Source organism: Pararhizobium arenae (assembly GCF_001931685.1).
GTDB lineage: Bacteria > Pseudomonadota > Alphaproteobacteria > Rhizobiales > Rhizobiaceae > Pararhizobium > Pararhizobium arenae.
Genome location: NZ_MOOY01000002.1, coordinates 108842 through 124073, shown reverse-complemented (window position 1 = coordinate 124073; position 15232 = coordinate 108842). Strand labels below are relative to the sequence as shown.

Annotated in this window: 15 protein-coding genes and 1 pseudogene; 1 reads left to right on the top strand and 15 read right to left on the bottom strand. The window is 61.3% G+C overall.

What is annotated here, in order from left to right:
- Positions 1-19: 19 nt before the first annotated feature.
- The 6 genes from BLX89_RS03990 to BLX89_RS03965 form a co-directional block, all read right to left on the bottom strand.
- On the bottom strand, positions 20-919 hold the full coding sequence (locus tag BLX89_RS03990) for a DMT family transporter (RefSeq protein ID WP_075289369.1): 900 nt from the start codon (positions 917-919) through the stop codon (positions 20-22).
- A 7-nt stretch (positions 920-926) separates the two neighbouring features.
- On the bottom strand, positions 927-1364 hold the full coding sequence (locus BLX89_RS03985; protein ID WP_075289368.1) for a VOC family protein: 438 nt from the start codon (positions 1362-1364) through the stop codon (positions 927-929).
- 82 nt (positions 1365-1446) lie between these two features.
- The gene (locus tag BLX89_RS03980) at positions 1447-2235 is read right to left on the bottom strand and encodes an amino acid ABC transporter ATP-binding protein (protein ID WP_075289367.1); all 789 of its coding nucleotides are present in this window, start codon (positions 2233-2235) and stop codon (positions 1447-1449) included.
- Entirely contained in the window at positions 2232-3074 is an 843-nt protein-coding gene (locus BLX89_RS03975) for an amino acid ABC transporter permease (protein WP_075289816.1), read from the bottom strand. Before BLX89_RS03975 ends, BLX89_RS03980 begins: the two co-directional genes overlap by 4 nt.
- Before the next feature lie 20 nt (positions 3075-3094).
- Positions 3095-3961 carry an ABC transporter substrate-binding protein gene (locus BLX89_RS03970; RefSeq protein ID WP_075289366.1) on the bottom strand — a complete coding sequence of 289 codons (867 nt, stop codon included), beginning with the start codon at positions 3959-3961 and terminating at the stop codon, positions 3095-3097.
- A gap of 81 nt (positions 3962-4042) precedes the next feature.
- Positions 4043-4609: a gamma-glutamylcyclotransferase family protein gene (locus BLX89_RS03965; RefSeq protein ID WP_245292753.1), complete on the bottom strand. Its 567-nt coding sequence runs from the start codon at positions 4607-4609 to the stop codon at positions 4043-4045.
- Between the two features lie 86 nt (positions 4610-4695).
- Between BLX89_RS03965 and BLX89_RS03960 the strand changes: the two genes are divergently transcribed.
- Positions 4696-4956: a hypothetical protein gene (locus BLX89_RS03960; RefSeq protein WP_143523484.1), complete on the top strand. Its 261-nt coding sequence runs from the start codon at positions 4696-4698 to the stop codon at positions 4954-4956.
- Between the two features lie 116 nt (positions 4957-5072).
- On the opposite strand, the pseudogene BLX89_RS03955 reads toward BLX89_RS03960, so the two are convergent.
- From BLX89_RS03955 to BLX89_RS03915, 9 genes and pseudogenes are all read right to left on the bottom strand, one after another.
- Positions 5073-5411 (bottom strand): annotated as a pseudogene (locus tag BLX89_RS03955) (mandelate racemase); the annotation flags it as partial.
- 76 nt (positions 5412-5487) lie between these two features.
- On the bottom strand, positions 5488-7359 hold the full coding sequence (gene apnL, locus BLX89_RS03950) for a D-apionate lactonase (RefSeq protein WP_075289363.1): 1872 nt from the start codon (positions 7357-7359) through the stop codon (positions 5488-5490).
- Positions 7356-8390, bottom strand: a complete 1035-nt coding sequence (locus BLX89_RS03945) for a Gfo/Idh/MocA family protein (protein WP_075289362.1) — start codon at positions 8388-8390, stop codon at positions 7356-7358. Before BLX89_RS03945 ends, apnL begins: the two co-directional genes overlap by 4 nt.
- Positions 8391-8629: 239 nt before the next feature.
- On the bottom strand, positions 8630-9694 hold the full coding sequence (locus tag BLX89_RS03940; protein ID WP_075289361.1) for an ABC transporter permease: 1065 nt from the start codon (positions 9692-9694) through the stop codon (positions 8630-8632).
- Positions 9691-11247, bottom strand: a complete 1557-nt coding sequence (locus tag BLX89_RS03935; RefSeq protein WP_075289360.1) for a sugar ABC transporter ATP-binding protein — start codon at positions 11245-11247, stop codon at positions 9691-9693. Before BLX89_RS03935 ends, BLX89_RS03940 begins: the two co-directional genes overlap by 4 nt.
- Position 11248: 1 nt before the next feature.
- Positions 11249-11893 (bottom strand): DUF2291 family protein, encoded by a 645-nt coding sequence (locus tag BLX89_RS03930; RefSeq protein ID WP_075289359.1) that lies wholly within the window; start codon positions 11891-11893, stop codon positions 11249-11251.
- Positions 11894-11966: 73 nt separating this feature from the next.
- Positions 11967-12908 carry a D-ribose ABC transporter substrate-binding protein gene (locus BLX89_RS03925; protein WP_075289358.1) on the bottom strand — a complete coding sequence of 314 codons (942 nt, stop codon included), beginning with the start codon at positions 12906-12908 and terminating at the stop codon, positions 11967-11969.
- Between the two features lie 79 nt (positions 12909-12987).
- The gene (locus BLX89_RS03920; protein WP_075289357.1) at positions 12988-13815 is read right to left on the bottom strand and encodes a phosphogluconate dehydrogenase C-terminal domain-containing protein; all 828 of its coding nucleotides are present in this window, start codon (positions 13813-13815) and stop codon (positions 12988-12990) included.
- An 83-nt stretch (positions 13816-13898) separates the two neighbouring features.
- Positions 13899-15230, bottom strand: coding sequence for a four-carbon acid sugar kinase family protein (locus BLX89_RS03915; protein ID WP_075289815.1), 1332 nt, complete (start codon positions 15228-15230; stop codon positions 13899-13901).
- Positions 15231-15232: the final 2 nt, after the last annotated feature.

Genomic DNA, 15232 nt, shown 5'->3' with positions numbered 1-15232 from the left:
ACTCCTCTGCAGTTTACATTCATGCCGGCCGGTCCCCCTTCAGGGCGGCCAGTCCGCTTGCGACGATCAGCACCGATCCCGCCACGGTCATGGCATCGGGTATCGTGCCGAAGGCGAGGTAGCCGATGCCGGTGGCCCACAGGAGATGCGTGTAGGAGACGGGCGCCAGCCGGGAAACCTGTGCCTCCGGCCGCCTGTAGGCGAAGGCGATCGCGACGTGCGCTGCCAGCCACAAACCGGCGGTCGCGCAGGACAGCACCACCTGTTCAAAGCTCATCTCCTGAAAAACGAACGGCAAAGCCAGCGACAGCAGCACGAAACCCGTGAGGGCGGAATAGGCGAGCGTCGTTGCCAGGCTGTCGGCAACCACGGCACGCCGCGTCATCACCAGGGCCGTCGCCCAGGAGGCCGCGGACCCGATCGAAAAAAAGGCGGCGGGATTGTAGCCTGCAAAACCCGGACGCAGGATAACCAGCACCCCGAGAAGCCCTCCGGCGACGCCCAGCCAACGTCGCGCAGGCACGCGCTCCTTGAGGATCAAGACGCAGAGCAGCGTGACGAGGCCGGGAGATATAAACACCAGCGCCGTCGCTTCCGCCATCGGCTGGAGCTTCAGCGCGGCAATCAGCAGGATTGTCGCTCCGGCCATGCCGACGCCCCGGATAACCTGCGACGCCGATGCCGCGCTTGGCGCGGGCAGGCCCGATCTCAGGCAGACGACCGCAAGCAGGATCGATGCCGCAAGATAGCGAAACCATGCGATCTGCAGCGGATGGAACGTCTCAGAGAGATGTTTGGCGATCACATCCGACGCGGCGAACAGCAGCATGGCGGCCAGACACAGGAGAATGCTTTCACGTCCCCGAACCAGGGCGCCGATATTCATCGCCGTTCCGGCGCTGGAAAGATGACGGTTCATCCCGGCGTCAGGACTTGCGGATTTCGAGCACGATACCGGCCTTTTCGCGCGTATCAAAATAGCAGAAGCCGGAGCCGTCCGCCCGCTTTCCGCGCGCCACAACATCGAGGCCAAAGGCGCGCCCCTGGGCTTCCCCCGCGTCGCGATCGGCCACTTCGAAGCCGAGATGGTAGACCCCCTCGCCGCGCTCGTCGAGAAAGCGCTTCTGCGGCGAATCCAGCTTGCCCGGGTCGCAAAGCTGGATCTGCATATTCTCAAGATCGCAGCATTTGTAGCGCATCGCATCCGATGCCGCCTTGTTGGGCACCTCAAATTCGAGATAGGCGCCCTTCTTGGGATAGTCGAACCAGGGACCGACCCCCAGGCTCTCGTAATAGGCAACCGTCTTTTCGAGATCGTGCACGACGATGCAGACGTGATGGAGCGTGTTGAAGAGCGGGGACATTTCGATTTTCCTTTGGAATGCGGTCAGCCATGCCGCCTCACGGACAGGCGGGCGGCCGGCATGAACAGCAGGGCTGTAGTTGCTAATGGGCAGGCAGCAGCCTGGACAGGAACTGCTTGGCTCGGTCGCTTTTCGGCGCCGTGAAGAAATCCCGGGATCGCGCATCCTCGGCGACCCGGCCTCCCTCCATGAAGATCACCCGGTCGGCCACGTCGCGGGCAATGCCCATGTCGTGCGTGGCGATCAGCATGGTCTGGCCCTCTTCGGCCAGTTTGCGGATCGTCTCGACGACCTCCTGCGCCAGTTCCGGATCAAGTGCGGAGGTCGGCTCGTCGAGCAGGAGGACGCGCGGTTGCATGGCAAGCGCCCTTGCGATGGCGACACGCTGTTGCTGGCCACCGGAAAGCTCCGAAGGATAGGCGCTGGCCTTCGCTTTCAGGCCCACCTTGTCCAGGAGTGCCAGCGCGAGGCTCGCGGCTTCCGCCTTCTGTTTCTTGAGAACGTGAACAGGACCGCTCATGACGTTCTGCAGCGCCGTCATGTGCTTGAACAGGTTGAAGTGCTGGAAAACCATGCCGATCTTCTGCCGCTGCCGGCTGATCTCGACGTCCGACAGTTCGTAAAGCGCCTGATCACCGAGGCGGTAGCCAATCAGGTCGCCATGCACGTAAATCCGGCCGGCAGAGATCGTTTCGAGGTGGTTGACGCAGCGCAGAAGCGTGGACTTGCCAGCGCCCGAAGGACCGAGCAACGCGACCACTTCGCCTTGCGGCACATCGAAGCTGACATCGGTGAAGGCGGAGATCGGGCCCCATTTCTTGGAGACGCCGACCACCGAGACGGCGTGGGTTTGCGTGGGTGCGGTGTTCATCGCTGGGGAAATACCTTTTCGAGGACGGTCTGGATCGCGGTCGCAAACGCCGTCATGACCAGATACCAGAAGGCAGCAACGGCCAGCAGCTCGACGACCTGGAAATTGGAGGAGTAAATGTCGGTCGCGACACGCAGCAGCTCGAGATAACCGATGGCGGACGCGAGCGAGGACGATTTCAGCAGCATGATGTACTGATTGCCTGCCGCCGGAATGATGATACGGCCGGCCTGCGGGATGACGACCTGCGTCAGCACCTGCCGCTGGGTCATGCCGAGCGCGGCTGCCGCGGCGCGCTGCCCCTTATCGACCGCAAGGATGCCGGCGCGAATGATCTCGCTCATATAGGCACCCTCCGCCAGACTGAGACCGGCGAGAGCGGCAAGAAACGGCGTCACTAGCGACGTCGTCGGCGTCGAGACCAGCGGCTCGGCCATGAACGGCAGGCTGATCGTGATCGAGGGAAACATGATCGGCACGGCATTGAACCAGAAGATCAGCTGGATCAGCATCGGCGTACCGCGGAAGAGATAGACATAGGTCGAGGAGATCGCGACCAGGATGGGATTGCCGCTGACCCGCATCAGCGCCGCCACGAAACCGATCACCGTGGCGATGAACAAGGCCAGGGTACCGAGCATGAGGGCGTTGACCGCCCCCATCACGATAAGCGGATCGAAGATGTAATCGGCAAAGACGCCGAGGTTGACGATCCGCGCGCGAATGCCGGCATGAACGATCGTCACCACCGCCAGCAGGGCGACGGCGCCGAGGAGCCAGGCTCCCCAGCGGCGGCGATGCACGATCGGCAGTTCGGAGGCGAGGTGACGCTGCGTCATGGCCATGCCCTTCCTTCGCCTCAGCGCTTGCTGGCCGGCAGGTTGATGGTGATCTCGGGCAGCAGAGCGCCACCGACACCCCATTTGTCCATAATCGCCTTATAGGCACCATCAGCCAGCATTTCCTGCAACGTCACCTTCACGGCATCGCGCAGTCCCGTATTGTCCTTGGAAAAGCCCCAGGAGGTGATGTAGGGCGTCAGCATGTAGTTGCCGCCGACGATGGCGTATTTTCCGGGGAACTGAGCGCCCATATAGACGAGCGCCGGAAAGTCGCCGAGATAGGCGTCGACGCGTTTGAGATCGAGCTGCATGCGGGCATCCGGAGCGGAGGGAAGCTGTTCCGCACGGATTTCGGCCTTGCCGCCAGCCGTGCAGGCAGCCGATGCCTCCTCGACCTTGGCCATGATGACACGACTGCCGAGAAGCGTCGCAACCGATTTGCCGCAGAAATCCGCAATGGTCTTGTAGGCATCGGCGTCCTCGGCCCGCACCATGGCAGATCCGCCGGATTGCATGTAGTTGACGAAGTCGAGCTTCTGCTCCCGCTCTTCCGTATCGCTGATGCCCCCGGAGGCGACGTCGAAGCGCTTGGCTTCGATGCCGGGAATGAGAGCGGCATATTCCGCCTGGACATATTCAAGCTGGAGATCGAGCCGCTTGGCGATCTCGGTCAGAAGATCGGCGCTGGCGCCTGTTACCGACGATGCGCCGGGTTCGCGAAACTCGATGGGCGGAAAGGTCTGCTGCGAGCCGACCGTGATCTTGCCCGCGGCCCGGACAGGCTCCGGCACAAGCTTGGCGCCTTCGCCGGCGAAAACCGTGCTCGCGAAGAGCGTGGCCGCTGTGGCGGCCAGAACGAATTTTGTGATGATCCCATGTTTCATTGCAGTACCCCTGTGATTGTTGATTTTCTTCGCAGTCGGCATGGATTGAGGCTGCGCCGCCCCCGGCGCAGCCTTTAAAGATCAGCGCGTTTCGGCGCCCTTGCCGGGAACGGCCGAGGGATTGGGACGGTCGGCGCGCGGGCATTCGGCGGCCTTGTCGAATACCGACTGGACCTTGGCGATATACTCCGGCGCGAAATTCCACTGCTTCAGGCCGGCCGGGATATGCTCCCAGTAGAAGTTCGGCGGACGCATCGCAACACCCGGGCGGATCAGGCGATAGGTCCAGCAATCGTACTGTTTGCCATCGTCACCGTAAACGGTGACGCAGCAACGCTCGAAGTCGTCGTAGTCTTCGGCAAAATGCGCGTCGTCATGCTCGAACACGACGCCATAGGCCCGCTCGCCCCAGGCATCCGCCGTGTTGAGAAAATGGCACCAGCCGCGATCCGTGCGATCGCCGGCGGCATGGAAACGCAGCGCATGGTTTGCGGCATATGCCTTGGTGACCGGCTTTGCCTGCGGCATGAACCGCGCGATCTCGATGTCATGCAGCCATGTGCAATAGGCGAAATAATACATGGAAACCTCTTCCACGGCACGGCAGCAACCGTACCCACTGATGTTGCGTTCAATGGAGATTGTCATTCCCGCTTCTCTCCATATATTGTTTCGTATACGAAGAAATATCCGCAGTCAATCCGCTGGCGGTGAAGATCGAAAGGAGCAAGAACATGATCCGGATCATGGATAGCCACGCCTACCCCGGCTGCCCGGCGCGCATCGATCAAGAGCCGGAAGACGGGTTCGTCCCCGTCGAATTCAGCGATGGAACCGTGGTTGGAGCAAAAGCGAAACGTCTTGATCGGACGCGCATGACACTGACGATCGACGCCTACCGGACCAGCCGCGGAACCGCTATTTCGCAGAAGTCCTGGCGACTGGAACAGATGGAAGAAGATCGCTGGCGGGTGACCCGAAAGCTGGAACTTTGACGGGGTAAAGATGGCAAGGATCAACGCGCTCCACCGCACATCTTGAGCGCCGGCTAGAAAACCAGCAGCGATACCGAGAGGAACGGCCTTTTTAAAAATTGAGGCCGCACGTTCCATTACGCAGACAAAGCGCACATTTCGCGAAGGGGGTCGGATTTACCCTCGATGTCGATATCGATGCCGGGAATTTCCGGCATCAGGATATTGCCATCGTCAACCCTCACGCCATCCGGAAACACGTCATAGGACTGGAACAGGTCCGGATAGCTTTCGTTACTGCGGATACCGAGGCCGGCTGCGATATTGAGCGACATCTGATGGTCGCCCTGCGGAATGCAGAGCGATGGCGACCAGCCATGGGCCTTCAGCATGTCCAGCGTGCTTAGATATTCGACGAGACCTTAAGTGATGGCACAGTCGAACTGCAACCAGTCACGATCGGGCGGCACGCCACCGATCTTCATCTTCACGACGTTGTAGCCGTGCAGCGAACCTTGATCGCTTCAGCGGATTGCGGAAAACAGGGAAGTATCAAAGCGCCACTTCGGCGCCTTGCTTTTTCACCTCGTAAGGCCCGAGCACCGTAGTCTGACCTGATCCGAAAGCTGACAGATCCACGCTCATCTGTTTGGGGGTGATGTTGACGAGCACGATGCTCTTGGGTCCGGCCGCTTCCGTCACCTGAAAAGCCAGGACGGATGCCGGATCGGTGGACTTGCAGCGCTGCCAGCGGGCACCCGCCCATCCGGAGAGGGCCTTGACGGAATTCCATAGCGGACGCCTGCCACCGGGGGCTGCCGGCTCGTTGTCCCCGGCGAAAAGCCCGAATGGTCCCGTCAAAGCCGAAAGCGTCAGCGTTTCCAGGCCGGCATCCAGCACCTGCATCGCGTACCCCATGGCAAAGGCTTCCGCGAACTGGCCATTATGGCGCGGGTCACGATTGGCCATGGGTATGCGTCCGCCATCGGGGTTTTCCATCGTGCGGCTGCCATAGGGATTCTGGCGCATCGGAATGGTAGAGGGACCAAGACGATAAGGTTTGTCGCCATAGATCGCCCGGACGGATTTGGTGATGAACGGCAAGGCCTCCAGTGTCTGCATGACGCTGATGTCGTCGGCGGCATGAACGATGGGGTTGGTGCAATGGCTGATGAAAGAGAGGTCGCCGGCCGGCACGCGCTTGCGGTTAAGCTCCGTAAAATAAGACAGCATCCCGCCGCCAATACGTATGCCGGGAAAGGCTTTCCGAGCAGCCGCGTAGACATCTTCGAGCGGCGGGCAATCCGGCCACTTGCTGCCGGGCGGCGTCGATTGACGGTCGATCGCCGGGCAGACCATCACCGCATCCGGTGCAAAGCCGGCGCTACGCATGGCGGCCGCAATCTCCTGAAGCTCGTCATCCAGCGAGCGTTGGCAGGGAACGGCGATTTCGAGGCTCGTCGTGCCCAGATGACGTGCCGCGATGGCGGCGAAATCCGCAAAGGCCTCACCCTGGTGACCGGCCAGCGGATCGAAGTGAAAGAGCAACTCCTGCACCTTGATGGCATCCGGCTCGGAAAGTGCGCGAAGGCTCGCCTTTGCCTCTTCCGGCGTTATGATCAGGCCGATCGCGGGCATCGTGCCCTCGCCCTCAGCCGGCTCGATCCGAACGACGGTTTCGCCGACATTGTCAGCTTGGGAAGCTGATGGTGCGCGACTATCGGAAATCGTCAGCGTGATCTGCTGCATGACCGGTTGATGCGCCGAGATGGTATAGGGCCATGGCAGCGCCAGCGGGCGCACATAGGTCTTGCAAGAGGCGTCCGACCAGTTGCGCTGGTCTTCCATCTCGAACGTATCGCCTTCCATGCGGCACTCGACGGACACGCCGGGCAGCGCCGTGTGGGTGATCGCACGCATATCCTTGAAGGGCTGCCAGGGATCGATTAGATCCGGCAGTTTCGTGTCTTCCACCGAGCCATCGACATGCTCGACTGTGACCGGCGTACCCGCCACGCCGACGATCGGATGCAGGATGCAGAAGCCGCAGCGGTTGGTCTCGAACCCGGTGGACGAGCTTACCTCCCCCCGGAAGGTCAGCCGCCCGGCGGCATCCGCCTCGATCTTGGCCGTGATATCGAGAACAGTGCCACCCGGTCCGTCGCAACGAGCCTTGTAGGAAACGGAGAAGCCGTCCTGCCCTTCCTCGACCTGCATATCCGAGACGACAGGATCATAGGTGCCCCAGTCGCGGTCACGCACCAGATAGGAAACCGCCCGCAACACCTCGGCGCCATCATAGCAGATCATCCGCAGATTGCCGCCAGCAAGCTGCAGAGAAAGCTTGCCGGCTTTCAGGATGCGCGGCTCCGTCTCGCGTCTGGTGGTTCCGAAAAGCGAGAAGGCAAGCTTGTCATCCATCATGCCAGCAGCTTTCCGATCTCGACGGTCGCTTTGGTTTCAGCGCTTTCATAAGAGGCTTCGACAAGGGCAAAAGTCTTCAAATTGTCGGCGCCTGACGTCGACGTTTCCTTGCCGGCCTTCAAGCAATCGGCCCAATGCTGCTGGATGGCGTAGACGCTTTCATGAATGTTGTGCCATGGACGCGAGGCCCAGGAGAGCAGCGTCGGGGCAACATCCGTATTGGTCGTTCCCTCGGCATTCGTTACCTGAAGCTCATACCCTTGAGTCAAGCGGATCGAGCCTTCCGTACCGTCAAGCTCGATCAGCGTTTCCGGGAATGGCTCGACGGACTGGCGGGTCGCATAGCTGACATCGACGATCGAGGTTGCGCCGTTTTCGTGATCGAGCAGGATGGTGGCGACATCCTCGCCCTTGATCTTCGGGTTGACCCGTTTCGTGCGGGCCGAAAGGCTCGTCACATCGCCGAGGATGAAGCGGGCGATATCGAGCGTGTGGATGCCGAGATCCTCGATGATAAAGCGCTTGCCTTCCGCGAGATAGGGCTGGCCGGAAAAGACGTCATAGGCGGAGCGGAAGGAGAAGCGCCCCCAGAACGGCGTTCCGATCGCGCCGCTGTCGAGCGCCTTGCGCACGGCCTGGATCGGCGTCTGCCAACGGAAATTCTCGTGGATCATCAGCGGCACGCCGGCCGTGTTGCAGGCCGCGACCATGGCTTTTGCATCGGCCAATGTCGGCGCGAAAGGCTTCTGGCAGATCACCGGGACCTTACGGGACGCAGCAAGTTCAACCAGCGCGCGGTGGCTGTTGACGGTCGTGGCGATGTCGACGAAATCGAAGCCGCCATCGGCGAACATCGCATTCGCATCGGCGTAGCGACGCTCGATGCCGAACTGGTCGCCAACGATCTTAAGCCGCTCCGGGTCGCGATCACAAATTGCGACGATCGAGGCGCCATCCACGTCCTTCCAGCCGTGCATCTGATTGACGGCAAAAAAGCCGCAGCCGATGAGGGCGCCCTTGAGATCGGTCATTGCAATTTACTCCCTGGGGAATGCCCCCTCACCAACTTCGGCCAAGGGCTCGCCTTGCTCGCCCGGCCTTCGTATCCTCTCCCACAAGGGGAGAGGAATACCCGTAGCACCAACTTTGCCTCAAACAAGCACGTCGTTTGTGGCACCCCTTTCCTCTCCCCTTGTGGGAGAGGATAGCAAGTCCGTGAGAGGCGAAAGCCGATCACTGGACGCGCTTGGTGAGGGGTAGCCGTCTGCTATCAGCCCTTCTTCGCCAGTTGCATCAGCGTCACCTGCTGCTGCAGGCGGCGCTGGGCCTGGTCTACCACCACGGCCACGATGATCACGATACCCTTGATGACCATCTGCCAGAAGGAGGAAACGCCCATCATCACGAGACCATCCGAAAGAATACCGATGACGAAGGCACCGATGATCGTGCCGCCGATCGTGCCGCGACCGCCGGACATCGAGGTGCCACCGAGAACGGCTGCCGCAATGGCGTTGAGTTCGAAGGAGTTGCCCGTTGCCGGATGCGATGCCATCAGCTCCGAGGAGATGACGATACCGACGATCGCCGCGCAGAAGCCCGAGAACATGTAAACGAACATCTTGACGCGATCGACGCGGATACCGGACATGCGCGCCGCACGCTCATTGCCGCCGACAGCAAAGATCTGACGCCCAATCGGTGTGTATTTCGCGAGATAGGCGGCTGCCAGCGCCACGACGATCAGGATCCAGATCGAAACCGGCAGACCGATGACGCGACCGGAGCCGAGGAAACCGAAGCCGGTTGTCGCAAGCTCTTCCTTGCCGACGAGGTTCGGGAAGGTCTGGCCATCCGACGACAGCAGCGCGAAGCCGCGGGCGACATAAAGCGTGCCCAGCGTCGCGATGAACGGTGCGACATTGAGCTTGGTGATCAGCAAGCCGTTGACGGCGCCGATGACAACACCAACGGCGAGCGTGATCAGGCACACCTCGAGCACGTTGAAATACATCGTGTAGCCGATCTGCAGATCGATGCCGTGAAGGATGAGGCCGCCGGCCACCATGCCGCAGAGACCGACGATCGAGCCGACCGACAGGTCGATGCCGCCGGTGATGATGACGAAGGTCATACCCATGGCGAGAAACGCATTGAGTGCAACGTGCTTGGACATCAGGATGATGTTCGCGGTCGACAGGAAGTTCGGCGCGAAAATCGAGAAGAATACGATCACGGCGAAGAGCGCGATGAATGTGCGCGCCTTCATCAGGGTCAGCAGGATGGAGCCGCTATCGGCTGCCGGGGCCTTCCCCGTGGCGGTTGCAGTGGTCATGGAGCGGTTTCCTCTAAGAATTTGTTGCCGGCCGACTTGTGTCCTTCGGATGCGGCCTTGACGATGCGCTCTTCCGTTGCCTCCGAACGGTCGAGGATCGTCGTGATCTTTCCATTGCTCATCACGGCAACCCGGTCCGACAGGGCCATGACCTCTTCAAGGTCGGACGTCGAAAACAGAATGGCCAGCCCCTCGCCTGCGAGCCTGCGCATGGTGCGGAAGACGTCCGCCTTGGCGCCGACATCGATGCCGCGGCTCGGCTCGTCCATGAGCAACACCTTGGGATTGGTCATCAGCGCCTTGCCGATGACGACCTTCTGCTGGTTTCCGCCGGACATGGAGGTGACGTCGAAATCCGGGTTCGGCGCCTTGATCGAGAGATTGCCGATCGCTTCCTTGATCGCCGACTGCTCGCGATCCCCGGAGATGTGGAAGCCGAGCTTCACGAACTTTTCCAGGCTCGCCAGCGTCAGGTTGGCGGCGATGGAGAGAACCTGAACCAGACCTTCCCGCTGCCGGTCTTCCGGGATCAGCGCCAGTCCCTTCTTGATGCGGGTCGAGGTATCCTTGGCGACGATCTCCTCGCCGGCCACGAAAATCTTGCCGGTCGAGTGGGCATGCGCGCCGATCACGCATTCGAAGAACTCGCTGCGCCCTGCCCCCATCAGGCCGTAGATCCCAAGCACCTCGCCGGCGCGAACCGAAATTGACAGATGATCGACGGCAAGGCCGCCGGTCTTGCGCGGCAGGCAGATATCTTCGGCGCGAAACGCTTCCGCACCGAGCTTGTGATCCACCGACTTGGAAAAGTCCTTGGCGTCCGACCCGATCATCGAGCGGACGATCCATTTGGTGTCGATGTCCTTGACCATGGCCTGGCCGGTGATCTGGCCATCGCGCAGAACGGTGATGTAGTCCCCGATCCGCATCAGCTCTTCCAGCCGATGCGAGATATAGACGATGGCCACCCCTTGCGCCTTCAGCTCGCCGATGACCTTGAACAGAATATCGACTTCCGCTGCCGAAAGCGCCGAGGTCGGCTCGTCGAGAATGAGAATGCGGGTATCGAGCGAGATCGCCTTGGCGATTTCGACCAGCTGCTGCTGGCCGATCGGCAGATCCTCGACCATGGTCTCGGCGCTGATGCCGGCATCCAGCTTGTCGAGGAAGTGATTGGCGCGTTCCACCTGCGCCTTGTGGTCGATGCCACGCAGGCCGCGGGTGATCTCGCGGGTGGCGAAGATATTTTCGGCGACCGAGAGATTGCCGAACAGGTTCAGCTCCTGAAACACCATGCCGATGCCGTGCTTCTGCGCATCGGCCGGTGAATGGAACTCGACTTCCTGCCCATCGAGCAGGATTCGGCCGAGAGACGGTTTCTCGACGCCGGCGATCATGCGCATCAGCGTCGACTTGCCAGCGCCATTTTCGCCGACGAGGACGTTGACCGCGCCCTTCTTCAGTTCGAGCGTCGCGTGCTTGACCGCGACAATACCCGAATAGACCTTCGTGACATCGTCCAGCCGCAGAATGGTTTCGTGATTGTCCACCATCTCAGCCGCCGATCGTCAGGGTCGCGGGCGTCAAGAGAGCCGGCTGACCGGTCGGTGGCAGCGGGTAAGCGCCGAGCGCTTCAACCTTCTTGCCCTCGAGCCCTTCACGCGAAAGCTTTTCCAGCGTCAGGCCGTAGACATGGGTGTTGAAGGCCTTGCCGAATTCGGCCCACTGGATCTGGTTCTTGAACTCGTTGAAATTGACGAAATCCAGGCTGTCGCGGATCGCCGTGCCCTTGATGACCGGGCCGATCTGGATGCGCACATCGCCCTTGCCATCGCCATCGACGTCGGCTTCGAGATAGGCCGCGCGGGATTTCGTTTCCGCCTTGACGATCGTGCCGGAGACCTTGGCAGCAAAAGTCCAGGGCGCGGTCCCGTCCTTTTCCTTGTGGCCGTATCTGGCAGCGGCGGCATCGAGGTCGGACTTGGAAAGCGCGAATACCTCCTGAAAGATTCCCGCGCGCTGCTGAAGGAAGGGAATGACTTTGCTGTCCCAGAGGTCGGCAACCTGCTTGTCAGGCGCGAAACCGCCACTCGCTTCGGCGGCGGCCTCTTCAGCCGTCGGGGTCTTGATGATCTTGCAGCCGGGCAACACAAGCGTGATGGCAAGCGAGATTGCAGCAGCGGCCCGGAAATTCGGCATGTAACTCACTCCGTATAGCCAAAAAGACGCGCAGGGCAGAGAGCGTCCGCCCTGCGCGCATCCATTGGGAGGATCAGTCCTTGAGCGCGAAGGTTTCGAGCTTGGCAGCGTTGTCGGCGTTGATGAGAACGCAATCCATCAACTGTTTTTCTTCAGCCGGGCCCTTGCCGGTCTTGATGTAGGTGTCAGCCTGCTCGACAGCCATCTGAGCCTGGGCGTAAGCCGGCTGCAGCACGGTTGCCTTGATGCCGCCCGACTTGATCGAGTCGCGAACGTCGTTGGAACCGTCGAAGCCGACGACGATCACGTCCTTACGGCCGGCAGCCTGAAGCGCTGCGATCGCGCCCATGGCCATCGTGTCATTGCCGGAGATAACGCCCTTGATATCAGGGTTTGCCTGCAGGATGGTCTCCATCTTGGAGTAACCTTCCGTCTGGCTCCAGTTGGCCGACTGCTGGGCGACCATCTTCATTTCCGGATATTCGTCGATGATGTCGTGGTAGCCCTTGGAGCGGATGCCGGCATTGAGGTCGGCTTCGCGGCCGAGCAGTTCAACGTAGTTGCCGCTTTCGCCCATCAGCTTGACGAACTCTTCGGCACCGAGCTGCGCGCCCTGATAGTTGTTGGAAACGATCTGGGAAACGGCAACGCCGGTGGCGTTGATTTCGCGGTCGATCAGGAACGAGGGAACGCCAGCGTCCTTGGCCTTCTGAACGGCTGCGATAGACGCTTCCGAACCTGCGTTGTCGAGGATGATGGCCTTGGCGCCGCGGCCGATGGCGGTATCGATCAGCTGCGACTGCTTGTTGGCGTCGTCATCATGAACGAGAACGAGGGTCTCGTAGCCGAGTTCCTTGGCTTTGGCTTCGGCACCGACAGCTTCCGCCTTGAAGAAGGGGTTGTCATGCGACGGGGTGATGATGGCGATGAGATCGGCGGCGAAGGCCGGCATCGCGACGCCGAGTGCAAGGGTGCCGGCGAAAGCCGCAAGTGTCAGTCTGCGTGTCAGTTTCATGTGGTTTCCTCCCAGGTGTGAAATGAACGGCCCCGTTCCCAGCGGGGCCGAAGGGGTTTGCGGGCGCGAGGCCCTGACGTCAGGTGATGCGCCGAATGCTTTCAGCGATCTCCTCGGGTTCAAAGACTTTCTTCCAGTCGTCCTTCATTAGGACGGGAATGCCGAATTCGATGGCCTTGTTGCAGGCATCGGAGAAGACGCCCGGCGTCTCTTCGAAGATGACCGCGCCGAGCACGTTCATGTGGCCGAGCAGGAAGTCGCGGGCAGCTTCCTTCGGCACACCACGGGCAACGCACTCATCCATGGCCTGACGCATGACGACGAGCAGCGATGCGCAGACGGTCTCGGAAAGACCCGGCTCCAGCAGAGCAATCTGTTCGACCGTGACGCGATGCGACCGCATGACCGGTGCCCAGATGACCTTGGCCACTTCTTCGCCCAGCGCGTAGTGCTCTTCAGGACCCTGCATCAGCGCGGACACGATATGCTGTTTGGCGGCAACGCCACCGAAGAAGTCGCGCTTGGCGGCCGGATCGGTTTCGTCGTTGAAGATCGGCGGATGGCAGGGATGCGTCACGAAATAGGTAAGATCGTCACGCTTCGGCAGATGGCCGGCTGCGGGAGCAGCGGCATCGAGCACGACGACGATGGTGCCGGCGACGAGCTTGTCGACGATGCCGGCCGCGACCTTGCCGATCAGCGTATCAGGAACGGCAAGCACCACAACTTCGGCGCCCGCAAGGCCGGTGTCCGCGTCGACGCACGACACACCGAGATCGTTCTGGAGGCGAGCCTTGCCCGCTTCGCTTACTTCGATGTGGCGAACGTCAAAGCGCGAACCCTTGAGGTTCTTGGCGAGCCGGTAGCCCATTTTCCCGCCAGCGCCGAACAGTGCGATAGAAGTCATGTTGTCCTCACAAAAGAATTGGCTGCGTTTTAGCGCTACTGGTATGATGAGTCAATCACTACATCATTAAGCCGAAAATTAATTCATTCACCGCGCCCGTCGCGCAGCTGGGCGAAGTAGCCATCCGTGCCGATCTGACCGCCTTTCAGCGCAATCTGCAGGCCGTTGGTCGGCGCGTGGTCGCCATAGGCGGTGCACAGCGGTGAGCCCGGCGTCTGCGGCAGCGGAAACAGCATGGTCAGCGCCTCGACCCGAAGCTCCTTCAGGGCATGGCTGGAGGTATCGCCACCGGCAATGACGGCGCGCGGCAGCGCCTCCGCATCGACGAGACGGCGCAAGATCGTGCCGAGAGCCCGGCCGAGGCGATGGCGGGCATCGGGAAGGCGATCGATATCCGCTCCCTGATCAGCCCCCGGCCCAAGAGCCGTGTAGAGAATGGCGCTGCGACCGGATTTCAGGATACCGATGCCCCGGCTGACGGCGCCTTCAATCGCCCGCTCTCCATCCTCGCCCACGAGCGCGAGCGGATCGAGCGACACGCCGTCAAAGCCATTTTCCAGCGCATTGCGGATCTGGCGTTCGGTGGTCGGCGAAACGCTGCCGGAAACGACGGCAAGCCGATCGACTTTTCCGGGTGACGTGAATTGCGGACGCTCGCCAATCAGCCCTTCCGCCCGCCAGGCATCCAGCAGCGCATACTCGACGCCGGATGATCCCGCAACAAAGGCACCGGATTGCCGCAACCGCCAGAGCTGGCGGCCGGCAGCAGCCTGCGACGTCGCGCTATTGACATCCAGCAACAGAATGCCCGGCGCTTTTGCCGCCAGCTGATCCAAAACCGCATCCGCACCGACTGACGCGAGCGCCGCAAGATCGGCGACGGAGACGGGCAGCGCGGTCTGCCTCGACAGATGCACTGCAAGATCGGCCTCATCCATAGGCGTGACGGGGTGACGGCTCATCACCGGATGCCGGTCGATGCGATAGACCTGCCCCTGATAGGCCGCGAACAGATGGCCGAACACCGTATAGCGCTTGAGCTGCGGCGCCCCGACGACAACCGGCACGAAGGGTTGGCCGAACAGCGCCTTGCCGATTTCGATCGCCTTGCCGATGTTCCCGACCTTCGGACTGGAATCGAATGTCGAGCAAACCTTGTAGTGACAGATGTCGGCTTCAAGGCTCTTCAACAATGTGAAAGCCGGGCCGAGATTGGCTTCCATCCACTCCGGCGTCTCGCTGCGGCTGGTGCCGGCGATGCCGATGGCGCGGCAGGACTTGAAGCGCTCCCGCATGGCATCGCTGGGAATGCCGAGAAAGAGCGCGGTTTCGACGCCATTCGAGGCCAGCGCCTCCATCACATCCGTCGAGCCGGTGAAATCATCGCCGTAATAGCTGAGAAGCAGCTTATCCACCG